The sequence below is a fragment of the Ruegeria sp. HKCCA6837 genome (assembly GCF_013034475.1).
In the GTDB taxonomy this organism is placed as follows: Bacteria; Pseudomonadota; Alphaproteobacteria; order Rhodobacterales; family Rhodobacteraceae; genus Ruegeria.
In genome coordinates this window covers 59,570-82,160 of sequence record NZ_WQGD01000007.1, presented here as the reverse complement: position 1 = coordinate 82,160, position 22,591 = coordinate 59,570, and the positions used below count along the sequence as shown (strand labels likewise).

19 protein-coding genes are annotated in these 22,591 nt (G+C 57.9%); 12 read left to right on the top strand and 7 right to left on the bottom strand.

Features of this window, described 5'->3' with window-relative positions; translation table 11 throughout:
• Positions 1 to 98 precede the first annotated feature (98 nt).
• Positions 99 to 662: a TetR/AcrR family transcriptional regulator gene (locus GOV91_RS11905; RefSeq protein WP_171235664.1), complete on the bottom strand. Its 564-nt coding sequence runs from the start codon at positions 660 to 662 to the stop codon at positions 99 to 101.
• A gap of 305 nt (positions 663 to 967) precedes the next feature.
• Here GOV91_RS11905 and GOV91_RS11900 point away from each other — a divergent pair, with 305 nt between their 5' ends.
• The gene (locus tag GOV91_RS11900; RefSeq protein ID WP_171235663.1) at positions 968 to 1,432 is read left to right on the top strand and encodes a nuclear transport factor 2 family protein; all 465 of its coding nucleotides are present in this window, start codon (positions 968 to 970) and stop codon (positions 1,430 to 1,432) included.
• Positions 1,433 to 1,443: 11 nt separating this feature from the next.
• Complete coding sequence (locus GOV91_RS11895; protein ID WP_171235662.1) at positions 1,444 to 2,064, top strand: pyridoxamine 5'-phosphate oxidase family protein; 621 nt, start codon at positions 1,444 to 1,446, stop codon at positions 2,062 to 2,064.
• A 215-nt stretch (positions 2,065 to 2,279) separates the two neighbouring features.
• On the opposite strand, the gene GOV91_RS11890 is transcribed toward GOV91_RS11895, so the two are convergent.
• Positions 2,280 to 2,942 (bottom strand): TetR/AcrR family transcriptional regulator, encoded by a 663-nt coding sequence (locus GOV91_RS11890; protein ID WP_171235661.1) that lies wholly within the window; start codon positions 2,940 to 2,942, stop codon positions 2,280 to 2,282.
• Positions 2,943 to 3,007: 65 nt separating this feature from the next.
• Between GOV91_RS11890 and GOV91_RS11885 the strand changes: the two genes are divergently transcribed.
• The 8 genes from GOV91_RS11885 to GOV91_RS11850 all read left to right on the top strand — a co-directional run bounded on the left by GOV91_RS11885 (position 3,008) and on the right by GOV91_RS11850 (position 13,980).
• Entirely contained in the window at positions 3,008 to 4,324 is a 1,317-nt protein-coding gene (locus tag GOV91_RS11885) for an NAD(P)/FAD-dependent oxidoreductase (protein WP_171235660.1), read from the top strand.
• Positions 4,321 to 5,223 carry a bile acid:sodium symporter family protein gene (locus GOV91_RS11880; protein WP_171235659.1) on the top strand — a complete coding sequence of 301 codons (903 nt, stop codon included), beginning with the start codon at positions 4,321 to 4,323 and terminating at the stop codon, positions 5,221 to 5,223. Before GOV91_RS11885 ends, GOV91_RS11880 begins: the two co-directional genes overlap by 4 nt.
• Complete coding sequence (locus GOV91_RS11875) at positions 5,220 to 6,152, top strand: SDR family oxidoreductase (protein WP_171235658.1); 933 nt, start codon at positions 5,220 to 5,222, stop codon at positions 6,150 to 6,152. Before GOV91_RS11880 ends, GOV91_RS11875 begins: the two co-directional genes overlap by 4 nt.
• On the top strand, positions 6,149 to 6,913 hold the full coding sequence (locus GOV91_RS11870; RefSeq protein ID WP_171235657.1) for an SDR family oxidoreductase: 765 nt from the start codon (positions 6,149 to 6,151) through the stop codon (positions 6,911 to 6,913). The genes GOV91_RS11875 and GOV91_RS11870 overlap by 4 nt, the downstream gene beginning before the upstream one ends.
• A 78-nt stretch (positions 6,914 to 6,991) precedes the next feature.
• Positions 6,992 to 9,460: a heavy metal translocating P-type ATPase gene (locus GOV91_RS11865; RefSeq protein ID WP_171235656.1), complete on the top strand. Its 2,469-nt coding sequence runs from the start codon at positions 6,992 to 6,994 to the stop codon at positions 9,458 to 9,460.
• Positions 9,457 to 9,846 (top strand): Cu(I)-responsive transcriptional regulator, encoded by a 390-nt coding sequence (gene cueR / locus GOV91_RS11860; protein WP_171235655.1) that lies wholly within the window; start codon positions 9,457 to 9,459, stop codon positions 9,844 to 9,846. Before GOV91_RS11865 ends, cueR begins: the two co-directional genes overlap by 4 nt.
• Before the next feature lie 90 nt (positions 9,847 to 9,936).
• On the top strand, positions 9,937 to 10,809 hold the full coding sequence (locus GOV91_RS11855) for an NAD(P)-dependent oxidoreductase (protein ID WP_171176010.1): 873 nt from the start codon (positions 9,937 to 9,939) through the stop codon (positions 10,807 to 10,809).
• 108 nt (positions 10,810 to 10,917) lie between these two features.
• Positions 10,918 to 13,980, top strand: a complete 3,063-nt coding sequence (locus GOV91_RS11850) for an aminotransferase class III-fold pyridoxal phosphate-dependent enzyme (RefSeq protein WP_171235654.1) — start codon at positions 10,918 to 10,920, stop codon at positions 13,978 to 13,980.
• Between the two features lie 51 nt (positions 13,981 to 14,031).
• Here GOV91_RS11850 and GOV91_RS11845 read toward each other — a convergent pair whose 3' ends face one another.
• Positions 14,032 to 14,502 carry a hypothetical protein gene (locus GOV91_RS11845; RefSeq protein WP_371732311.1) on the bottom strand — a complete coding sequence of 157 codons (471 nt, stop codon included), beginning with the start codon at positions 14,500 to 14,502 and terminating at the stop codon, positions 14,032 to 14,034.
• A gap of 2 nt (positions 14,503 to 14,504) precedes the next feature.
• Entirely contained in the window at positions 14,505 to 14,672 is a 168-nt protein-coding gene (hemP, locus tag GOV91_RS11840) for a hemin uptake protein HemP (RefSeq protein WP_171176275.1), read from the bottom strand.
• Positions 14,673 to 14,878: 206 nt separating this feature from the next.
• On the opposite strand from hemP, the gene gph reads away from it, so the two are divergent.
• Both gph and GOV91_RS11830 read left to right on the top strand, forming a co-directional pair.
• A complete protein-coding gene (gene gph, locus GOV91_RS11835; protein ID WP_171235652.1) occupies positions 14,879 to 15,550 on the top strand; it encodes a phosphoglycolate phosphatase in 672 nt (223 codons plus the stop codon).
• A 328-nt stretch (positions 15,551 to 15,878) separates the two neighbouring features.
• Positions 15,879 to 17,582, top strand: coding sequence for a SulP family inorganic anion transporter (locus tag GOV91_RS11830; RefSeq protein WP_171235651.1), 1,704 nt, complete (start codon positions 15,879 to 15,881; stop codon positions 17,580 to 17,582).
• 7 nt (positions 17,583 to 17,589) lie between these two features.
• On the opposite strand, the gene dld is transcribed toward GOV91_RS11830, so the two are convergent.
• Genes dld through GOV91_RS11815 form a run of 3 tightly spaced genes read right to left on the bottom strand, consistent with a single transcriptional unit; the run spans position 17,590 to position 22,516 of the window.
• Positions 17,590 to 19,269 carry a D-lactate dehydrogenase gene (gene dld, locus GOV91_RS11825; protein ID WP_171235650.1) on the bottom strand — a complete coding sequence of 560 codons (1,680 nt, stop codon included), beginning with the start codon at positions 19,267 to 19,269 and terminating at the stop codon, positions 17,590 to 17,592.
• A 19-nt stretch (positions 19,270 to 19,288) separates the two neighbouring features.
• Positions 19,289 to 20,440: an alpha-hydroxy acid oxidase gene (locus GOV91_RS11820; protein ID WP_171235649.1), complete on the bottom strand. Its 1,152-nt coding sequence runs from the start codon at positions 20,438 to 20,440 to the stop codon at positions 19,289 to 19,291.
• Between the two features lie 12 nt (positions 20,441 to 20,452).
• A complete protein-coding gene (locus GOV91_RS11815) occupies positions 20,453 to 22,516 on the bottom strand; it encodes a TRAP transporter large permease subunit (protein ID WP_171235648.1) in 2,064 nt (687 codons plus the stop codon).
• Between the last annotated feature and the right edge of the window lie 75 nt (positions 22,517 to 22,591).

Below are 22,591 nucleotides of genomic sequence, written 5' to 3'. Positions count from 1 at the left end.
CCGATTCACGCCAATGCGTGTGACGCCGCGTCCTGAAGTGGAACAACGCAACGTTCATTGCCCGACAATCCAAGCAGAAAAAGTTTAGCTGAGCAGGTTTAGTTCAGTGCCGAGGCCAGCAGTTTTTTCGCCGCATCCTTGGCGTCCCGCGCAGGATCACAGTGGTGAAGCAGAACGGCAGAGACAATGGCTCCCTCTTGCAAAAGTACAATCTGGCAGGCCAGTTTATGCGGATCCTGAGCACCGGCCTGTTCAGCAACCGAAGTGAAATGGTCCAGCAGGAATTGCTTGTGCTCGGCAGCCTGCACATGGATCGGGTGATCCGGGTCCTGGAATTCAGCGCCTGCCTTGATGAACATGCACCCCCGGAACTCATCTTCTTCGAACCATTCTTTCAAAGCGTCAAAACTGACAAGGATTTGCTCGGCCGGAGTCTCTGCCATCTCATCGATGCGTTTCAAGAACCAATCGCGAAAGTTTTCGTCCCGCAGACGTAGTGCCGCAAGGATCAGTTCTTCCTTGGTGCGGAAGTGCTTGTACATCGATGTTTTGGACACGCCCGTTTCCACCACCAGCTTGTCCATGCCGGTCGCGTGAAATCCATCGCGGTAAAAGACCTTCAGGGCCTTACTCACCAGTTCGTCCCGTTTGTTTGGGCGCATGATTCGGCTCCATAGTGTACCGTTCTGTACATATTAACCCAAAACGCAAAGTGCAATAACATCAAATCAAGCTACTGATTTTATAAGACTTTATTGACTTCAACAGTCTCAAACCGAAATTTTTTCAAGATTGCCCTTGCAAAAGTTAACAGATCGGTACACTTTGAGATCGAAAGTTAACCGATCAGTACACCAGAGGATTTGACCGATGAAACGTCGTGCCAGCATCTTTCCACCTCAGTACGTTCCGTTCCTTCTGACCATGGCCCTTCTGGCCGCATCACTTGCCTGAAAGCTCTTGCCTTATGTCTCGCCCCCCTCTGCCCCCTTTCACGCTTGAAACCGCGACTCAGAAAGTGCGGATGGCGGAAAACGCCTGGAACAGTCGCGACCCCGACCGGGTGACGCCCGCCTACACCGAGGACAGTCATTGGCGAAACCGGACCGAGTTTTTGACTGGCCATGCCGACATCCACGCCTTCTTGACGCGCAAATGGCGGAAGGAACTGGACTATCGCCTGATCAAGGAACTCTGGGCCTTTTCCGGAAATCGCATTGCCGTACGCTATGCCTATGAATGGCGAGACGACAGCGGCCATTGGTTCCGCTCTTATGGTAACGAGAACTGGGAATTTGCCGAAGACGGGCGCATGTCGCATCGCCACGCCTCGCTGAACGATCTTCCGATCAGCGAAGATGACCGTCTGTTTCACTGGCCGCAAGGCGAACGCCCCGAAGATCATCCCGGACTGTCAGACTTGGGTCTTTGAAAGGAATTATCATGCCCCGTGCCTTTTCCGAACGCGCCTTCACCCCTGCCGTCCGCGCCCATCAAGAGCGTATGGGGTCGGCAAAAACCTATGCCAAGTTCATCGAAAGTGGGCCACAGCAGGGCCACTTGATCGGCGAGCCCGAGAAAGAGTTCATTCAGGCACGTGACGGGTTCTATCAATCGACGGTGTCTGAAACCGGCTGGCCCTATGTGCAGTATCGCGGTGGTCCTGTGGGGTTTTTGAAAGTGCTGGGGCCGCAGACCATCGGCTATGCGGATTTTTCTGGCAACAAGCAGTATATCTCGCGCGGCAATCTGGATGGGAATGATCGGATCGCGATGATCCTGATGGATTACGCCAACCAGCGCCGACTGAAGATCCTGGGGCGTGTCGAATTTACTGAAGGCGAAGCCGCTGCAGCCAGTTTGTATCCCGAAGGGGCCGAGGCCCCGGCGGAACGGGCAGCAATCATCCGTGTCGAGGCACTGGACTGGAATTGCCCGCGTCACATCACCCCTCGCTTCACCGAAGCCGAGCTGCGCCCCCATCTGAACACTCTTGGACAACAGCTGGCCCAGCTGCAGGCCGAGAATGAACGACTGAAGCAGGAATTGGCAAAGTCCAGCTAACGCGTTGGGCGATGCCGAGTTTTCGATTTACAGATAAGGAATTTGCGCAATGGTTCGTTCAGTCGTTCAACTCTCGGCGGCGTGTCTTGCAGCGGCGGCCTTGATATTGCTGATCCTAATGCTTGGGTTTTTCGCCTCACCCAGCGCCGTGCGCACATCGCCTTCTGTTTTCAGCACAATGCTATTTGATCACCTGCAGCAGAAGTGAAAGGCGATCAACCTCGACTGGCTTTGACCATCGCTGCAATACCTGCGGCGCAAAACTCGACCAAGGGCTCTATGTCAGGCTGATCACCACCTTGCGACAGCGCCCTAACGCGCCAGCCGCTGTTGAGATGCGCCAACATGGCTGAAACCGTATACACCTGACCACTGGCCAACACTGCCGGATCAACATCAGGATAAAGCGTAGCAATCTCTGCGATAAAATGCTGGGCCGTCGGATCGAAACACTCAGCCGCAATGTCGCTCCACCTTGGATCGACGGACACATGCGCCACTAGCCGGCCATAGGCCATCCAGCCCGGACCACCTGTTTCAGCCAGCTCCACATAAGGGCGGATAAAGCTGTCCAGAATGCTGTGCAATGTCAGCGACCCCTCGGCCCTAGCTTTGTTCAGCGTCTCGACCCGTAACTGCGCCAGTTCATCCGCGCGGCGGGCGACGGTGCGATAGAAAAGTTCTTCTTTTCCACCGCCGTGATGGTGCACTAGGCCGATCTGCACACCCGCCAAAGCGGCAATATCGCGGATCGAGGCGCCTTCGAATCCCCGTTCGGCAAAGACCAATTCCGCTGCATCCATGATCCGCGCCCGCGTCTCCAAAGACCGCTTGGACGGTGCTCTTTGCCTTGGTTTTTCAGTGTTTTTTAGAGTCATGAATTTCATCTTGCCTTATTTTGGTCGTTCGTTCAAGTTAAGCCTCACGAACTTTGGGAGGGTTCATGGAAGAAACGCGCGACGCATTCGCCCTGATCGGGGCGGGACCGATGGGATTGGCCGCGGCCAAGGTGCTGAAAGAACAAGGCATCGCATTTCAAGGGTTCGAGCTGCATTCGGATGTGGGCGGTCTGTGGGACATCGATGCCCCCAGATCAACCATGTATGAGACAGCGCATCTGATCTCGTCCAAGCGCATGACCGAGTTCGAAGACTTCCCGATGGATGAGGCTGTGGCCGAGTACCCTTCTCACTGGGCGATGCGCGACTATTTCCGTGCTTTTGCAGATCATTTCGGGTTGCGTGAGAACTATAGGTTCAATGCCGAAGTCACCCAGATCACGCCGCTGGGCAACTCGGGAGACGGTTGGCGCGTGTCTTGGAGGGATGCCGAAGGTGACCATCAGGCCGACTTCGCAGGGGTTATGATAGCAAACGGCACCCTGTCGGAACCGAACATGCCAGAATTCCCCGGAACCTTCGACGGCGAATTGATCCATGCCTCTCAATACCGGTATCCCAGTCAATTCGACGGCAAGCGCGTATTGGTTGTGGGTGCAGGCAACTCCGGTTGCGACATTGCAGTGGACGCGATCCATCATGCAAAACGCTGCGACCTGTCGATGCGGCGCGGATACTATTTCGTCCCGAAATATGTCTTTGGCAAACCTGCTGACACGATGGGTGGCAAGATCCGCCTGCCCATGTGGTTAAAGCGAAAGGTCGACAGTCTGATCCTCAGCTGGTTCGTCGGAAATCCGCAGAAATACGGCTTTCCCAAACCCGATTATCAGCTTTACGAAAGCCATCCGGTGGTAAATTCACTGGTCCTGTATCACGCAGGCCACGGCGATCTGCGCATTCGCCCCGATATCGACCGGCTTGAGGGTCACACCGTTCACTTCAAGGACGGCACCAGCGAAGACTACGACATGATCCTCGCCGCAACCGGATACAAGCTGCACTATCCTTTCATCGATAAGGACCTGCTGAACTGGCAGGGCGATGCCCCGCATCTTTTCCTGAACACCATACACCCCGAACGCGACGATCTGTTTGTGCTGGGCATGGTCGAGGCCACGGGTCTTGGCTGGCAGGGGAGGCACGAACAGGCCGAGATGGTGGCGCGCTATATCAAGGGTCTTCAATGCGGTTGCCCGGCGGCGGCCGATCTGAAAACCGAAAAACAAAAAGACTACACGCGCGCCACCGGAGGCATGAGCTATATCGATCTGCCCCGCATGGCTTATTACGTGGACAAGGCCACATATAGAAAGGCCGTCACTGGCTGGATCGACCGGCTGCGGAAAGCCGCCGCATGAGTGGTATTGACGAAGTCACGCTGAATTTCAGCCCGGCGTCGCTGACGTTGCTGAACGCCATTCTGGCGATTGTGATGTTCTCGATCGCGATCGACCTGACGCCGCGGGATTTTGATCGCCTGAGACGCGCGCCGAAACCGGTGATTGTCGGACTGTTGTCTCAGTTCGTGGTCCTGCCCGCACTGACCTTTGTGCTGGTGTGGATCACAGAGCCACGTGCATCCATCGCGTTAGGGCTGATCCTTGTTGCGGCTTGTCCCGGAGGCAACATCTCGAACTTCATCACGCATCGCGCGGGCGGCAATGCAGCTCTGTCTGTGTCGATGACAGCGTTTGCCACTATTGGCGCAATCTTCATGACGCCTTTCAACATCGCGCTTTGGGGCGGGCTGTATCCACCGACACGAGCGATCCTGCAGCAGACCCAGATCGATCCGGTGCAAATCGCCATTCTCGTCGGCTTGATGCTGATCCTGCCCCTGGTTCTGGGTATTGCGTTGAATCAGCGTCGACCAGCCCTGACCGCCCGTCTGCGGGCGCCGTTGCAATACTTGTCGATGGGTATCTTCGCGGCCTTCATCCTGCTTGCCCTGGCCGCCAACTGGGGATTCTTCCTCAACTTTGCCGGGGCGGTTGCCGGGCTTGTGATCCTTCACAACGCCCTGGCGCTGGGGGGCGGTTGGGTCGTGGCCACTCTGACCCGGCTGTCCCCCTTTGATCGTCGCGCAATCACCATAGAGACCGGCATTCAGAATTCGGGGCTTGGACTGGTCTTGATCTTCGCTTTTTTCCACGGGCTGGGCGGCATGGCGGTTGTGGCCGCGTTCTGGGGCGTCTGGCACGCGATCTCGGGCATTGCGCTTGCGTCGGTCATGGCCCGAACCGAGGCCGCGCGATGACCCGCATTCTGATCACGGGTGCAGCCGGAATGGTTGGGCAAGCGCTGTTGCCGGAGCTTGTGGGGCATGAGGTCTTTGCCACCGACCTCAGACGCCCGGAGTCTTTGCCGGAATACGTCGCCTTCCTGCCCATGGACGTGACAAGCGACGCCCCTGCCCGCGTGATCACCAAGGTGAAGCCGGATGTCATCGTGCATCTGGCCTCAATCGTGACGCCCACGCCCAAGATGGGACGCGCCGCAGCATACGCTGTTGACGTCGAAGGAACACGCAAGGTGGTGAATGCGGCGATTGCCAACGGCGTACGCAGATTGGTGGTCACATCATCGGGGGCTGCATATGGGTATCACGCGGACAACCGTATTCCGCTGCGCGAGCGTGACCCACTGCGGGGCAATCCGGAATTCCCTTATTCCGACCACAAGAGACAGGTCGAGGAATTGTTGGCGGAAGCCCGTAGTGCTGCCCCTGATCTTGAACAGGTCGTTCTGCGTGTGGGGACGGTGCTGGGTGCTGGCACGGAAAACCAGATCACCGCCCTTTTTCACAAGCCGCGCCTGCTGGCTGTGGCCGGCAGCGAAAGCCCTTTTGTGTTTATCTGGACGCACGATCTGGCCCGTATCCTGCGGCGCGCAGCGACAGACGGGCCACCCGGCGTTTATAACGTCGCCGGGGACGGAGCGATGGGTGTCACCGATCTGGCCGATGCCATGGGGAAATCGGTTCTGCGTCTTCCTGCTTGGGCACTGAAGGCGGCTTTATCCGTGGCACGCCCGCTTGGCTTGTCTCGCTATGGGCCGGAACAGGTGCGGTTTCTGCAATATCGACCTGTTTTGGACAATTCCGCCCTCAAATCAGAATTCGGCTATACACCCGAAAAAACCAGCGCCGAGGTGTTCGCGTTCTGGCAAAAGCAGGCCGGGCTATGAAGACAGCTGTCATATCAGGTGGAGCAGGTGGTTTGGGGCAAGCCCTGAGCCATGCCCTGCAAGCCCGCGGTTGGCGGGTCGTGTTGCTGGACCTTGACGTCTCAGGCTTGGACACCAGGCCAAACCAGTTGCCAATCGCTTGCGATCTGACAGACCCCGAGCAGCTTGCTGACGCAACCCAAAGGGTGATCGAATCCAGCGAAAGTACTGATCTGGTCATCTACAACGCCGGGGTCACGCAAATTCGGGGGTTTGATCAGTCCGACGCCGCCAGCCACCGAATGGTATTCGACATCAACTATTTCGCAGCCGTCGAAATGGCCCGGTCATTTTTACAGCCGATCCGGGCGTCCAAAGGGACACATCTGGCGATCTCGTCCGTGGCAGGGTTTGCACCGCTCTATCACCGAACGGCCTATGCTGCATCGAAACACGCGCTTGAGGGGTTTTTCAAATCGTTCCGCTCCGAAGAAGCACCTCATGGTGTTCGGGTTCAGATCGCGGCACCGTCTTTCGTGGCCACCAACCCGGGCAACGCACAAGAGCAGGCCGATGGAACGGCAAGACCCGGATCGGCAAAGGATGGTATGGATGAGATGAGCCCTGAGGCCGCTGCCAAAGCAATCCTGCGAGGATTAGACAAATCGCAGCCGATGATTCCGGTTGGACGTGTGGCGCGTTTGTCTTGGTGGCTGAACAGCCTCTCACCGCGCCTGTATCAACGCATGATGGAGCGCAATATACGCGGGCCAGCAGAATAGATTTTTGCCATGACCCCTTGACCTTCCCGTGACTGGAACCCCCATTTGAAGGGCAAGGTAAGCTGCGGAACGAGTCGCATGGCACATGAAACACTCAAAGAGCTCAAAATCACCGGCATGGGCTGCGCGTCCTGTGTGGGCCGTGTCGAAGCGGCCCTGCGCGATGTGCCAGGTGTCGATGCGGCTTCGGTCAACTTTGCAACCAAATCAGCGCAAGTGGCGTTTGACGGGCCGGTTACGGCTCTGACTACGGCGCTGGATGCGGCAGGGTATCCTGCTGAAACCAATTGCGTAGATCTGAGTGTCGACGGGATGAATTGCGCCTCGTGCGTGGCCAAGATCGAACGCGCGCTAGTAGCCAACCCGGGTGTAATCGACGCTCAGGTCAATCTCGCAACTCAAACCGCCAAAGTGACATACGCGGCGGGGACAACCACGCCAGAGCAGTTAGCACAGGTAGTCACCGGAATCGGATACCCTGCGCGCCTTCACAACGCCCAGGAACCTGAAAGCCGCGAAGATGACGAAATTCGCAATCTGAGCCGCACCACGATGCTTGCCGCCGTCCTAGCGCTGCCCGTGTTTGTTCTTGAGATGGGTGGGCACATGATCCCCGCGTTCCATCATTGGGTACACGCCACCGTCGGTGTGCAGACCAGTCAGCTTATCCAGTTTGCTCTGACCTCGGCCCTGTTGATCGGTCCGGGACGAGTGTTTTACCGCAAGGGCATCCCATCCCTGCTACACGGCACGCCGGATATGAACGCGCTTGTCGCGTTGGGGACCGGGGCGGCCTATCTCTATTCCGTGGTGGCCACATTCACCCCAGATGTGCTGCCGCAAGGCACCGCCAATGTCTATTTCGAAGCTGCAGCAGTCATCGTTGTTCTGATCCTTCTGGGTCGGCTTATGGAGGCGCGCGCCAAAGGCAGAACCGGGGCCGCAATCCGGAAGCTGGTAGGCTTGCAGCCCAAAACCGCAAGGGTCGAAGTGGATGGCCGAACAGAGGACCGTCCGATTGCTGAAATAGTTGTGGGAGACATTTTGCGCGTTCGTCCGGGCGAACGCCTGCCAGTAGACGCCGAAGTGCTCGAGGGCACATCTTACGTCGACGAAAGCATGATCACTGGCGAGCCTGTGCCGGTCGGAAAATCGCAAGGGGCCGCTGTTGTTGGCGGTACGGTGAACGGGACCGGAGCCTTGCGGGTACGCGCCGCGCGCATTGGGGACGACACGGTTCTGGCTCAGGTCATCCGCATGGTGCAGCAGGCACAGGGGGCCAAATTGCCCATTCAAGGGCTGGTCGACCAGATCACCTATCGCTTCGTCCCCGCCGTCATTCTCGTTGCTGTAATCACCGTCCTAATCTGGCTGATTTTCGGTCCCAGCCCCGCCTTGCCGCTCGCGCTTGTGGCAGGTGTTTCGGTGCTGATCATTGCCTGCCCCTGTGCGATGGGGCTGGCGACGCCCACTTCTATCATGGTGGGCACGGGGCGCGCAGCAGAACTGGGGGTATTGTTCCGCAAAGGCGACGCGTTACAGCAGCTTCAACAAGCACGCATTATCGCGCTGGACAAAACCGGGACACTAACGCTCGGCCGTCCCGAGTTTGATAGCGTGATGACGGCGAACGGGTTTGACAGGAATGAGGTTGTGCGACTCGCTGCGTCCCTCGAAGCACAGTCAGAGCATCCAATTGCATCGGCTATCACCCGGGCGGGCCCCTCTGCTCTGCCCGAGGCGTCGAATGTCCAATCAATCACCGGACTGGGTGTACAGGGCCTCGTTGAAGGCCGGGACGTATTGGTCGGGTCGTACAGGCTGATGGAAAACCGGGGGATTGAACTTGGCCCCTTGGCGGAAGAGGCCGAAGAGCGCGCCTCCGAAGGGGCAACGCCGCTATTCGTTGCTATTGATGGGCAGGCCACAGCTATGATTGCTGTGTCCGACCCGATCAAGCCCGGCACCAAAGATGCGCTGCAGAGGTTGCACCAGATGGGGCTGACTGTGGCCATGGTCACCGGAGACAACGCGCGGACGGCACAGGCGTTGGCTGATCGGTTGGGGATCGATCATGTCACTGCCGAGGTGTTGCCGGACGGTAAAGTAGATGCGATCACGGCTCTGCGGGGTAGTTTCGGAACGCTGGCTTTTGTTGGCGATGGGATCAACGATGCCCCGGCGCTTGCATCTGCGGATATCGGCATCGCCATTGGGACAGGTACGGATGTGGCGATCGAAACGGCGGACGTTGTGCTGATGTCGGGTGATTTGCGTGGCGTTGCAAACGCGACCGAGATCAGCCGTCGCACAATGCGAAACATTCGTCAGAACCTCGGATGGGCGTTTGGTTACAATGTCCTGCTGATCCCGGTGGCGGCTGGCGCACTGTATCCGTTTGGCGGTCATCTGTTGTCGCCTGCTTTGGCAGCAGGCGCGATGGCTTTGTCGAGTGTTTTTGTGGTCTCAAATGCTTTGCGTCTGCGTCGCGTTCGCGCCAGCGTGCCGGAAACCCCGACCTTGGCCGCCAACGAGGTGCACCCATGAATATCGGAGACGTGTCTGCCCGTACAGGTCTGCCCGCCAAGACGATCCGCTATTATGAGGATATCGACCTGATCAAGCCTCTGCGCGACGACAACGGGTATCGCCGTTTTCGCGATCAGGACGTGCACAAGCTGAACTTTCTGGGCCGCGCCCGTGCGCTTGGGTTCACCATCGAAGATTGCCGTACCCTGTTGGCGTTGTATGAGGATGAAACCCGCGCAAGCGGCGATGTGAAGCGGGTCGCGCGGGATCATCTGGCTCAGATCAAAGCCAAGATCGCAGACCTGAACGCGATGCGCGATACGCTGAGCCATCTCATCGATGCGTGCGCCGGAGATGACCGCCCTGATTGCCCGATCCTGAAAGATCTGGGAGGGAAAGGCTGACCCGGGGTTGCCCTTTGGGCGCAGCTTTGCTTTGTCTTCGCCAAAGATTTCGGCCTGAGACCATGGTCGAACAGTGGAGAGGATCACAAAATGGCAAAAGTCGCGTTCCTGGGCCTTGGTGTCATGGGCTATCCCATGGCCGGACATCTGAAAGCCGCAGGTCATGACGTTACCGTCTACAACCGCACCACAGCCAAGGCCGAAGCCTGGGTGGCCCAGTATGGCGGCGCCATGGCGGCCACTCCGAAAGACGCCGTCTTGGGCGCGGAGTTTGTCATGGCCTGCGTGGGCAATGATAACGATCTGCGCATGGTCTGCTCAGGCGAGGACGGTGCGTTTCACGGCATGTCCGACGGAGCCATCTTCGTCGATCACACAACGGTCTCGGCAGATGTCACGCGTGAGCTTTGCAAGGCCGGTGCCGCGCAGGGGGTCGCCTTTGTCGACGCCCCGATCTCGGGCGGTCAGGCCGGGGCTGAAAACGGTGTTCTGTCCATCATGTGCGGTGGTGATCAGGCCGCTTACGATGCGGCCGAACCGCTGATGGAGGTCTATTCCAAGATTTGCCGCCGAATTGGCGACAGCGGCGCGGGCCAATTGACCAAGATGTGTAACCAGATCGCGATTGCCGGTTTGGTTCAGGCTCTCAGCGAGGCGCTGCATTTTGCCGAGAAAGCAGGGTTGGACGGGCGATCCGTGGTAGAGGTAATCAGCCAGGGCGCGGCTGGAAGCTGGCAAATGGTGAACCGTCACGAGACGATGTTGGACGATCATTTCGAACACGGGTTTGCCGTGGATTGGATGCGCAAGGATTTGGGTATTTGTATGGATGAAGCCAACGTCAATGGTGCATCACTGCCCGTGACCGCATTGGTCGACCAGTTTTACAAGGACGTTCAGAAACTCGGCGGTGGGCGGTGGGATACGTCGTCTCTGTTCAAGCGCTTGCGCGCGTTGGACTGAGGGTTCAGGGGGCTGTCTGCCCCCTCTTGGCCCGTTGGGCCAATTCACCCCCGAAGGTATTTTTAGCCAGATGAAGAGGATCCCGGGTGCACCGGGGCGGAGAGCGACATGAGCGAATTGGTGAAGTTCTGGGCGGATGCATTGCGGCAGCACTGGGGGCTGGACGCGCGTTTGAAGCGGTTGGATGGCGAATACGACCTAAACTTTCTGGTGCAGGCCACCAATGGGCAAGACTATGTTCTGAAGGTCATGCGAGCAGGTTGCGAAGCCGGTTTGGTGGACCTGCAGATACAGGCACTGGCCCATATTGCATCGGAAGCACCGGGTTTGCCTTTTCCCAAAGTGTTCCCCGATTTGAACGGCGACATGCTGCCCGAGATTGCGGATTCTGAGACTCAGCCGAGGTTGGTATGGCTGCTGGAGTGTCTGCCAGGTCAGTGTTACGCAAAGGCGGCACCAAAATCCGAAGAATTGATCCTGAAACTTGGGCGTGTGCTGGGGGCAACCGATCGGGCCCTGGAAGGGTTCCAGCATGAGGGGTTGCATCGGGCCGATTTCAAATGGGACTTGATGCAGGCGGATTGGATCGCAGACAAGCTGGACGCGATTTCAGGTCCTTCGCGACAAGCCTTGCTAAAAGAAATCTGCGGCGGGTTTGCTGCGATCTCCGGCACCCTTGCGGATCTGCCAAAACAAGCCATCCACAATGATGCCAATGACTATAACATTCTGGTCGAAGGGGAATTGAGTGAACGGCGGCGGATCTCGGGCCTGATCGATCTGGGTGACATGTGCGCGGCGCCGCGAGTCTGCGATCTGGCGATTGCCGGGGCTTACATAGTGTTGGACCATCCCAAACCAGAACGGGCGCTGTCTGCGTTGGTGAAAGGTTATCACGCGGCCAACCGGCTGAGCGTCGACGAAGTAGACTTGATCTGGCCGCTGCTGCGGATGCGGCTTGCCGTGTCGGTCGTCAACTCGACCCTGATGGCAGCCGAGAACCCGGATGACCCTTATGTAACCATCTCGCAGGCACCCGCATGGCGGTTCCTTGAGAATGCCTCGGTCAATGGTGGGTTGATGAAGGCGCGCTTGCGGGCGGCGTGCGGCCTGCCTGTTGTCGACGGAGCTGAGCGCATCCAAGCCTATCTGAAGGATCATCGTGGCCAGTTTGCCGATATGTTCGGTCAGGATCTGAGCGATGCGCCCATGGGCTCGCTGTCGGTTGAGAACTGTGTCTGGCCTCAGAACCCGTTCCACATGCCTTTGGCCGAAGCCGCGCGGGTCGGCGAGGAATATGGGCAAGATCTGTGGCTGGGCTATTACAACGAGCCCCGCCTGATCTATGCCGAACCGGGGTTCCGCAAGGGCCCGTGGAAAGCCTCGGACCGGCGGACAGTGCATTTGGCCGTGGATGTGTTTGCGCCTGCCGGGACGGTGCTGCATGCGCCAATGAGCGGGCGGGTTGAGGTGGTCGAGAACCGCGACAATCATCTCGACTATGGCGGGGTGATCATCTTGCACCACGAAACGCCCGAGGGTGATCCATTCTATACGCTTTACGGTCATCTGGATCCCGAATGCTGCGACCGGCTGAAACCCGGCGATCCGGTGGCACAGGGGGCAAAGTTTGCCCAGTTGGGTGATGCCAGCCAGAATGGCGGATGGGCCCCTCATGTGCATTTCCAACTGGCCTTGACCACCGATGGTATGGAGGCGGACTGGCCCGGTGTTGGCGATCCTGACGAGATGGAGCTGTGGCACGCGGTCTGTCCGAACCCCGCCGCCTTGCTGAACCTGCCGGATGACAAGGTGTTTTACCAACCCACTGACAAGCAGGCGATCCAGCAAGGGCGACGCGATCATTTTGGTGGTAACCTGTCTCTGACCTATGACGATCCGGTCATGCTGGTGCGTGGGTGGAAACACCACCTGTTCGACGAATGGGGCCGCCCCTATCTGGACGCCTATAACAACGTTCCTCATGTCGGCCATGCGCATCCGCGTATTCAGGCCGTGGCAGCGGATCAGTTGAGGCGGATGAATTCGAACACCCGTTATCTGCATCCGGCCCAAACCGCTTTTGCCGACAAGATCCTGTCCAAACTGCCAGATCATTTCGAGGTCTGCTTCTTCGTCAATTCCGGGACCGAGGCCAATGAGCTGGCTCTGCGACTGGCCCGTGCCCATACCGGAGCGAAAGGGATCGTGACGCCGGATCACGGCTATCACGGGAATACAAACGCGGCTGTTGCGATCTCGGCTTATAAGTTCAACAAGCCTGGTGGCATCGGCAAAGCCGACTGGGTTGAGCTGGTCGAAGTCGCGGATGACTACCGCGGTTCGTTCAAGCGAGACGATGCGGATCGGGCCCAGAAATTTGCCGATCTTTTAAACCCGGCAATCACAGCCTTGAACGCGCGCGGGCAAGGCGTAGCCGGGTTTATTGCGGAAACCTTCCCTTCGGTCGGAGGACAGATCATTCCCCCCAAGGGCTATCTGCCTGCGGCTTATGAGAAAATCCGTGCCGCCGGTGGTGTCTGCATCGCAGATGAGGTGCAGACAGGTCTTGGTCGTCTGGGCGAGTACTACTTTGGCTTTGAACATCAGGGCGCGCTGCCTGACATTGTTGTCATGGGCAAACCGATCGGCAACGGGCACCCTCTGGGCGTGTTGGTGACGACCAGGGAAATTGCGGACAGCTTCAACAATGGGATTGAATTCTTTTCCACCTTCGGCGGCTCGACCTTGTCCTGCCGGATCGGCAAGGAGGTTCTGGACATCGTTGACGACGAAGGTCTGCAAGACAATGCCCGCCTGATGGGAGACCGTCTGATGACCGGGCTGCGTCAGATCGAAAACGACTTTGGCTGTGTTGGCGACGTGCGGGGCATGGGGTTGTTTCTGGGTGTTGAGCTGATCAACACTGACGGGTCAGAAGGAACCGAGATTTGCAGCTATGTCAAAAACCGGATGCGCGATCATCGCATTCTGATCGGCAGCGAAGGTCCCAAAGACAACATCCTGAAAATCCGCCCGCCGCTGACCATTGAGGCCGAGGATGTGGACATGATCCTGTGGGCCTTGCGGGACGTGCTGTCTGAGGTGGGCGACTACACCCCTGCGCCGGTTTGCGATCATGATCATCACCACGGAGGATGCGGTTGTTGAACCCCAAACACCCCGGCCCAAGGCCGGGGTTTGACTGCTCTGAACCGGGGATCAGTGGAGAACAGCCCAGGGGGTATGATGTCCGGTTGTCGGAATCCTGAACCCAGTCGTCATACGCCTGAGGGCAAGACCCAACTCTTCTGACAACGATGCGAGCGCAGGCGCAAAATCCGGGCGCACGATCAGAGACGCCAACATCATCGCATCTTCACGCGCACCCTCGGATGCTGCGGCGATCATCTGGGCGAAGCAATTCTCATCAGCGCCCAGGCACGCGCATTTCAGCCCATGGCGGATTAGGGGGCGGCGTCCATAGGCTGCACAAAGGGAACACACACTTTCCAGCGTCTGCATCGCGGCCTCTCCGCAATCTGCGCCCAAGGCGATCTGGAAATCACTGGCTGCGTCGGTTCGACCGCCCTCACCCTCGCTCCACATTCGCAGATACATCACCGCACCTGCTTCAACCGGACCAAGATCCGCAAGGTGGCCAACCGTGGCGCCACCGCGTGTGGATTGCATGCTCATTTCGTCAGGATCAGTTTGCCTGCGCGGGTGATCCGCAAAGTGTAAAGCTGATCGCCAAGTTCGATATGGGCAAGATTTCCGCCCTTTGTCAGCTCCTCGGCCTTGTGCGCGGGAAGCATCGAGACAGGATAACCTTGGGTGGGGGTCGGGTTCTGTATGTTCATCAGGACATCTCCAGAGCGTGTCGGCTTAGCGCCATATCTGTTGCGTTTCATATAGTCTGGCTGACCCCGACTGGGCTGGCTTTCTGTTCCTGCAGCTTAATCTGATTATTTTAGTAAGGATTGTCAAGTGTCGTTTTAACACAAGCGATTGCACCCCTGAAGAGGGCGGGTTACGTCTGCGGTCAGACGAAAAGGACGCGCCGGACATGACCGCAACAGTTATTTTTGATCTCGATGGAACGCTGGTGGACAGCCTTGGCGATCTGGCCGCAGCTGCCAATCGAACATTGAATGACGTTGGGCATGACCCGCTGTCGATCAACATCATCAAGGGATTCGTTGGCAATGGCCTTCCCAAGCTGGTCGAACGCATGATCCACCATTGCGAACTGCCGCTGGACCGTCATGCGGAACTGACACAACTGACCCTGAAGCACTACAACGCAGCGGCCAGCGAAACGACCATTCCTTACCCCGGCATCCCCGAATCGCTGGATGCGTTACGACAGATGGGTTGCGCTCTGGGCATCTGCACAAACAAGCCCGAAGCCCCTGCCCGCCACGTGTTAGAGGCGCTGAACCTGTCGCGGTTCTTCGATGTGGTGATTGGTGGCGACACTCTGCAAACACGCAAGCCCGACCCTCAGCATCTGCTAGCAAGCTTCGAGGCCCTTGAGGCAACAGGCCCCCGCGTATTTGTTGGAGACAGCGAGGTGGACTCGGAAACCGCCGTCAGAGCGAAAATCCCGTTTCTGCTGTTCACGGAAGGATACCGAAAGTCCCGCGTGCAGGACATTCCACATGACATCGCCTATGAGGCTGCTGCAGACCTTCCCATTCATGTGGCGACGCTGGCCCAAAACGAACACGTGTCCTGAACTCGCCCACCAAATCTGCGGGCGGCACGATCTGTTTCACATTCCCAAAAAGTTAAGAGGGGCCGGCCGAGGGGGTGTGACCAGCCCCTCATCGGGGAAAGTAATTACCGTGTGTTTGTGTGGTAAGTACGGTAGGTCATGTTTACCCCTGATCGCTGCCGCGCAAAATTGGGGGTTTCCCGTAGTCGCGCTATTTTCCCTGAAAACCTGTTAAAAAAACCCAGCAGGAGCCTTGCGATTTGCCCATCATGCCTTGCTTAAATTTTACCCCGACGCTCTGATGGTAACCAAGATCACACGCAGAACAAATCGGGCAAAAAGGTAACCCATGGAAAACCCGGGCAGAAATCCCAAATCATCACCGTCACCGGTGCTGCAGGGCGTGCTGCCTTTTGACCGGTCGCGTCTTCCGACCGAGATGCTTGCCGGGCTGACCTTTGCCTGCCTCGCGATCCCCGAAGTCATGGGCTATACCAAAATCGCGGGTACGCCGGTCATTACGGGGCTCTATACGATTCTGATTCCCATGGCGCTGTTCGCCCTGTTCGGGTCGTCGCGACATCTTGTGGTCGGGGCCGATTCGGCAACGGCGGCCATAACAGCCTCGGCGCTGGCGGGCATGGCAGTCTCGGGTTCGTCGGAATACCTCGCTTTGGCGTCCCTCTTGGCGCTGATGGCGGCCGTGCTTTTGATCGCTGCACGGATCATCGGGCTTGGATTTCTGGCCGACTTCCTGTCGCGCACCGTTTTGGTCGGTTTTCTGACCGGCGTTGGCGTTCAGGTTGCCACTGGCGAAATACCCGGTTTATTGGGGATCGAAGCCAGCGGGCACGGTACGCTTGCTCGGCTGAACGACGTATACCTGAACGTGGCTCATATCAGCTGGCCAACTGTGTTTGTCTCTGTCGCCGTGCTTGGCGTTGTTGTCGCCTCCACAATGCTGTCGCGAAGAATACCCGGCCCCCTGATCGCAATCGTAGGAGTGATCTATTGCAGCTGGGCCTTTTCCTTCGAAACAATCGGCATTGCTGTTCTGGGAACAGTTCCAAGCGGTTTGCCGTCACTCTCGATACCGGATGTGGATTGGAGTTGGACTTTGTTCAAACAACTCCTGCCCACGGCACTGTCCATCTTCGTGGTTATTCTGGCACAGAGCGCAGCGACCTCACGAGCCTACGCGGCCCGGTACGATGAGAAGTTCAGCGAGAACACAGACCTGATCGGGCTGGGCCTTGCAAATTTCGGCGCGGCATTTTCCGGCACATTTGTGGTCAACGGTAGCCCCACCAAAACCGAAATGGTCGCCAGCGCCGGTGGGCGCAGTCAGGTGGCACAACTGACCACAGTGGCCATTGTCCTTGTGGTGATCCTGTTTCTCACCAAACCGCTTGCCTATCTTCCAAGTGCCGCTTTGGCGGCCATCGTCTGCCTGATTGGTTTGAAGCTGATTGATCTGCACGCTCTGGCCACGATCTACAAACAGGCCCGGTCCGAGTTCTGGGTGGCCGCCGCAACGGCCGCCGTGGTCGTGCTTGTGGGCGTCGAACAAGGCATTGTCTTTGCCGTGGTCTTTTCTCTGATCGACCACACCCGCCGGGGGTATCGCCCAAAGAACGCCGTGATCGTCAAAACCGAAAACGGTGGCTGGCATTCGAAAAACTTGTCCGAACCAAATCAATTTGAACCCGGCCTTGTGATCTATCGGTTCTCGCACGGCATGTATTACGCAAATGTGCAGCGTTTCACCGATGAGGTCACGGCCATTGTGCAAGGCTCGGACGCGAAACCTGAATGGTTCTGCATCGACGCATCGGCCATAGATGAGATCGATTTTACCGCCGGGTATGCCCTGCGTAGCATGGCCGGGGTCCTGCCTGAAAGCGGCATTCGCCTCGTGTTCACGCTGGTTGAACCAGATGTAAAAGCAGAGCTTGATCGCTATGGCGTGACCGATCTGATCGGCGAAGACGCGTTCTTTGACACGGGCAACCGTTTGTTGGATGCCTTCGACAAACGTTCGGCCACACCGTGAAGCCCGCTTAGTTGTAGTATTTCGCCTTCGACATCTTACCGATACCAGGGTTGAACGAATTGGTCGGGTCGCAGCACTTGTAATGCGCCGCCAGGTCCGGCTTGGCCTTGTACAGGTGACCCACGTTGTGTTCAGCCGGGTATTCTGCCCCCCGTTCGTCAAACAGTTTGAGCATCGCTGCCTTCAACGCCTTGGGGTCCGCGCCCTTTTTGACGATGTAATCCTGATGCATGACGTGGCACATGAAGTGGCCGTAGTAGAGTTTGTGCACCAGCTTATCCTCGATCTCAGGTGGAAGTTTTTCCAGCCAGTCGTGATCGTTGCGGCGCAGCGCTACATCCAGCGCAAGAATATCTTCTACATCCGAGTTATGCAGCGCCATGTAACGCACGGCGGCTCCGGCGGCTGCGAAACGGTGCAGGCCGGCAATCTTGGCCTCGCGCGCATCGCATTCAAAGAACCCCGCGTCACGATCTTTAAGGAAGTCAGGTAACCAAGCTGCGGCCTCTGCGATGCCGTCATCTTTCATCTTCAGGATCAGGTGGTGTTCGTACTTGTCGCGGAACTCGACCATCCGCTTGGGCAGAACACGCGGCCAAAGCGCTACGGCCATTTGCATGAAACGATCAGTAAAATTGCCAAGGAGCGGTATACGCCGAAGCCGCGCATCAACCGCGCCTTTCATCGCGAAGAAGAACGGCAAGCGATCCGTACCCAGTTTGTCGATCATCACAACCGTGTCCTTGCCGTATTTGGCGGTGATGTCGAACACTTCACGCTGCATATATTCGGCCGAGACGGGCAGTGACTTGAACCTGGACAGGATATGGCGGCGCAAAGCGGCCAGATCCTCGGGGCTGTTCGTTCCAAAATAGAACACTTTTTCCGCGTCGTTTTTCTGGAAGGTATCAAGGCGAACAGCAAAAACCGCCAGTTTTCCGGCAGAACCAGCGGATTCGAACAGTTTGGCCTTGTCTGCGTTGAAACGTGCAGGCGTTTCTGCGTCCACATCCCGCACGATCTGTGCGTAGTCACTTGCTGACGCCCGTTTGTTCGTGGCCCCCGGGTTGCGGTCGAAAGTGCCGGCGTCAAGGCTTGCCAGGATTTCCTCGGGCGTGTCGCCCAGATCAATGCCCAGATGGTTGACCAGTTCCAGCTCGCCCTGCTCGGATATCCGGGCGTACACGGACAGTTCGGTGTAAACGGGCCCACGCTCGACCAAAGACCCGCCCGAGTTATTGCAGACCCCACCCACAATCGATGCACCGATGCACGAGGAACCGATCACCGAATGCGGCTCGCGCCCCAGCGGGGCCAGAAGTTTTTCCAAAGCAAACAAGGTGGCACCGGGCAAGCTGACGATTTGGTCGCCATTGTTCAACGGGACCAGTGTATCCATCCGGCGGGTGTTGATCAGAACGACATCGCGGTCATAGCTGCCCGACGGTGTCGATCCTTCTGTCAGGCCGGTGTTGGCGGCTTGCATGATGACAATCTTGTCCGATGCAACACAAGCTTGCAGAACCTTCCACTGTTCCGACAGCGTACCAGGCTGAATGACACACAGCGCCTCCCCCTCGCCCGAGCGGAAGCCACGCCGAAACCGCTCGGTTGCGCGCTCGCCTGTCAGGACGTGGCGCGATCCAACAATGGAGCGGAAGTGCTTGATCAATTCTTCATTGGTCATCTCGGCCCCCATCTTGGGTTCAGGCGTTGCGGAAACGGATATTCTCGCGGCTCAACTGGTCAACGCTGGTGACGCCCATCAGTTTCATGTCCCGTTCGATCTCGGCCCGCATCAGGCCAAGGGCGCGCTCAACCCCCGCCTGCCCTGCGGCAGCCAACGGGTACAGGTAGTGACGACCAACACCCACGGCTTTGGCCCCAATCGACAACGCTTTGAGCACATGGGTGCCGCGTTGGATACCACTGTCCATCATCACGTCCAGCTTGTCACCAACGGCATCGACGATCTCGGACAGTTGGTCGAAGGGCGTACGCGAGCCGTCCAGTTGGCGGCCCCCGTGGTTCGACAAGATGATCCCGGCGCAGCCGATTTCAGCCGCGCGTTTGGCATCCTCGACGGTCATGATCCCCTTCAGGCAGAACTGACCGCCCCAGTCTCGCACCATCTGCGCCACGTCATCCCAGTTCATCGACGGATCGAGCATGTCGGTAAAATAACCGCCAATCGAACTGGCGCCCCCACCCATATCCACATACTCCTCAAGCTGAGGCAGGCGAAATTTCTCGTGGGTAACATAGTTGATCCCCCACATCGGCTTGATTGCAAACTGGATCATGCCGCCCAGCGTCAGACGGAATGGGATCGAGAAGCCGGTGCGCAGATCACGCTCACGGTTGCCGCCGGTGATGCTGTCGACGGTCAGCATCATGACCTCGACACCCGCCTCTTTCGCGCGCTGCATCATGGCGGCGTTCAAGCCACGGTCCTTGTGGAAATAGAACTGATAGACCTGCGGGTTCTTGTGTTTTTGCCGAAGCTCCTCCAGCGACACGGTCCCCAGCGAGGATACGCCGAACATCGTCCCGTATTTCTCAGCCGCCGCCGCGACGGCGCGTTCGCCCTGATGATGGAACAGACGCTGCAAGGCAGTGGGCGAGCAATAGACGGGCATGTCCAGCTTTTGCCCCATCACGGTGACCGACATGTCCACATCGGACACCCCGCGCAAGACCGAGGGCAACAGATCGCATCGGTCAAACGCGTTGGTATTTTCCCGATACGTCACCTCATCATCCGCTCCACCGTCGATATAGTTGAAGATGGGCCCCGGCAGCCGCTGTTGGGCCAGCCGCCGGAAGTCGTGGAAATTATGACATTGGCTCAGACGCATCGGGGCAGCTCCTTAATACGCGACCGAGGGCAGCCAGGTGGCTAGGGTCGGCCATAGGAAGACTAACGCCAGACCGGTCAACTGCAACAACACGAAGGGGATGATGCCTTTGTAAATGTGGGTCAGCTTGATCTCGGGCGGGCAAACGCCTTTCAGATAGAACAGGGCGAAGCCCACAGGCGGCGTCAGGAAGCTGGTTTGCAGCGTCACCGCCACCAGGATCACGAACCACACCAGCGCGGGTTCATCCAGAACGCCAAAGCCGGGGATGTCGATGCCCAACCCGTTCACGATGGGCCGCATCAGAGGCAACACGATCAGCGTGATCTCGATCCAGTCCAAAACGAAGCCCAGCAAGAAGACGATGAACAGGATGAAAAGGATTGTGCCGTTGGCTCCGAAACCGGTGGATTGCACCACATGCTCGATCAGCTCGTCCCCGCCCAATTCACGCAAGACGTAAGAGAATACGGTCGCCCCAAGGAAGATCGCGAAGATGTACGCAGTGGTGTTGAAGGTCGACACCAGCACGTTCCACAGTTTCGCAAAGGTCAGCTTGCGATAGCCCAGTGCCAGCAGCGTCGCACCCAGCGCACCGATGCCCGAGGCTTCGGTCGGCGTGGTCAGACCTGCAAAGATCGAACCTAGCACGGCGAGGATCAGCATCAGCGTTGGGATGACGGCAATCAGAACGTCCTTGACAGCGGCCCAATCGGGAGCTTTTGCGCCCTCGGGCACAGGGGCCGCATCACGCTTCACCAGCGCGAGAATGAAGATGTAGGTCAGGTACAGGCCACCGATGATCACGCCGGGGAAAACAGCCGCCATGAACAGGTCTCCGACAGACAAGGCCATCTGGTCGGCCATAATTACCAGCATGATCGACGGCGGGATCAGGATACCCAGCGTACCGGACGCTGAAACCACGCCAGCAGCCAGCGTCGGCTGATATTTCTGCTGCATCATCGATGGCAACGACAGCACGCCCAACAGAACCACCGAGGCTCCGATAATGCCTGTAGAGGCCGCCAGAATGATCCCAATCAGAGTCACGGTGATCGCCAAACCTCCACGCACGGTACCGAACAGGCGCTGCATCGAGGACATCAGACGCTCGGCCACACCGGATTCGTCCAGCATCAGGCCCATGAAGATGAACATCGGGAGCGCAACCAGAACTGCGTTGGACATGGTGGCATAGACCCGGTTCACGACCGCACCGAGGGTCAGGTAATCGAGCCCGGTAAAGGTGCTCTCCAGCCCCGTCCACAGCATCAGATCGTTGTCGAACAGGTAAGCCAGACCGCAATAGGCCACGCCGACACCGGCCAGCACCCACGCCACCGGATAGCCGGTGAACAGCAGCGCGATGAAGGTCAGGAACATTGCGATGACCAGCTTTTCCTCGGTCGTTTCGACAAGGAAGGTCAAGCCCACGCAGACGGCGGCGAACACGGCCAAAACCAGCAGGATACGACGCAGCGGCGCGCCTTCACGTTCCGAGGCCGGTCCATAAAGCAGCGCGTGCCCATCGTGGATCAACCGTGCGAGTGCAGCCAGGGCGAGCAGGATGAAACTGATCGGAATGACGGCCTTAAACGCCCAGCGCGCAGGCAGACCAGTTGGGCTGTCCGAGCGTTCATTGACGCGGAAGCTTTCGTAGAAATAGTCGTACCCCTGGTCGACCATCAAATAGATGAACGGTGTCAGCAGGGTCAGGATACCGATCACTTCGATGATCCGCTGCGCGCGGCGTGACAACTGCATATGCAGGACGTCAACGCGGACATGGCTGTCTGTGATCAAGGCATAGGAAATGCCGATCATCGTGACAATGCCGTAGAAATGCCACTGGATCTCGTCCAGCTTGGGATAGTTCTGGCTGAACAGGTAGCGCAGCGAAACCTGGCTGAAGATCGCAGCCATCAGCAGGATATTCGCCCACATGACCACATGGCCTACCGCTTTGGCGCCCGTGTCGATAGCGACGGCAATTTTCTGGCGGTCTGTTTCGGGATGCTCCAGAATGCCTTCATAGGCTTCGACCGGATCATTTGTATATAGTTCGTTGGCCATGGTCATTCCTCGCTCAGCACCCCGGCGTGCGGGGCAGTGAAAGGTTAGAAATTCCGTTTTTGGGAGAGTTCGGAG

Coding starts and splice junctions, on each gene's coding strand:
- GOV91_RS11905 (WP_171235664.1), bottom strand. CDS start 662: ATGCGCCCAAACAAACGGGACGAACTGGTGAGTAAGGCCCTGAAGGTC.
- GOV91_RS11900 (WP_171235663.1), top strand. CDS start 968: ATGTCTCGCCCCCCTCTGCCCCCTTTCACGCTTGAAACCGCGACTCAG.
- GOV91_RS11895 (WP_171235662.1), top strand. CDS start 1,444: ATGCCCCGTGCCTTTTCCGAACGCGCCTTCACCCCTGCCGTCCGCGCC.
- GOV91_RS11890 (WP_171235661.1), bottom strand. CDS start 2,942: ATGACTCTAAAAAACACTGAAAAACCAAGGCAAAGAGCACCGTCCAAG.
- GOV91_RS11885 (WP_171235660.1), top strand. CDS start 3,008: ATGGAAGAAACGCGCGACGCATTCGCCCTGATCGGGGCGGGACCGATG.
- GOV91_RS11880 (WP_171235659.1), top strand. CDS start 4,321: ATGAGTGGTATTGACGAAGTCACGCTGAATTTCAGCCCGGCGTCGCTG.
- GOV91_RS11875 (WP_171235658.1), top strand. CDS start 5,220: ATGACCCGCATTCTGATCACGGGTGCAGCCGGAATGGTTGGGCAAGCG.
- GOV91_RS11870 (WP_171235657.1), top strand. CDS start 6,149: ATGAAGACAGCTGTCATATCAGGTGGAGCAGGTGGTTTGGGGCAAGCC.
- GOV91_RS11865 (WP_171235656.1), top strand. CDS start 6,992: ATGGCACATGAAACACTCAAAGAGCTCAAAATCACCGGCATGGGCTGC.
- cueR (WP_171235655.1), top strand. CDS start 9,457: ATGAATATCGGAGACGTGTCTGCCCGTACAGGTCTGCCCGCCAAGACG.
- GOV91_RS11855 (WP_171176010.1), top strand. CDS start 9,937: ATGGCAAAAGTCGCGTTCCTGGGCCTTGGTGTCATGGGCTATCCCATG.
- GOV91_RS11850 (WP_171235654.1), top strand. CDS start 10,918: ATGAGCGAATTGGTGAAGTTCTGGGCGGATGCATTGCGGCAGCACTGG.
- GOV91_RS11845 (WP_371732311.1), bottom strand. CDS start 14,502: ATGCAATCCACACGCGGTGGCGCCACGGTTGGCCACCTTGCGGATCTT.
- hemP (WP_171176275.1), bottom strand. CDS start 14,672: ATGAACATACAGAACCCGACCCCCACCCAAGGTTATCCTGTCTCGATG.
- gph (WP_171235652.1), top strand. CDS start 14,879: ATGACCGCAACAGTTATTTTTGATCTCGATGGAACGCTGGTGGACAGC.
- GOV91_RS11830 (WP_171235651.1), top strand. CDS start 15,879: ATGGAAAACCCGGGCAGAAATCCCAAATCATCACCGTCACCGGTGCTG.
- dld (WP_171235650.1), bottom strand. CDS start 19,269: ATGACCAATGAAGAATTGATCAAGCACTTCCGCTCCATTGTTGGATCG.
- GOV91_RS11820 (WP_171235649.1), bottom strand. CDS start 20,440: ATGCGTCTGAGCCAATGTCATAATTTCCACGACTTCCGGCGGCTGGCC.
- GOV91_RS11815 (WP_171235648.1), bottom strand. CDS start 22,516: ATGGCCAACGAACTATATACAAATGATCCGGTCGAAGCCTATGAAGGC.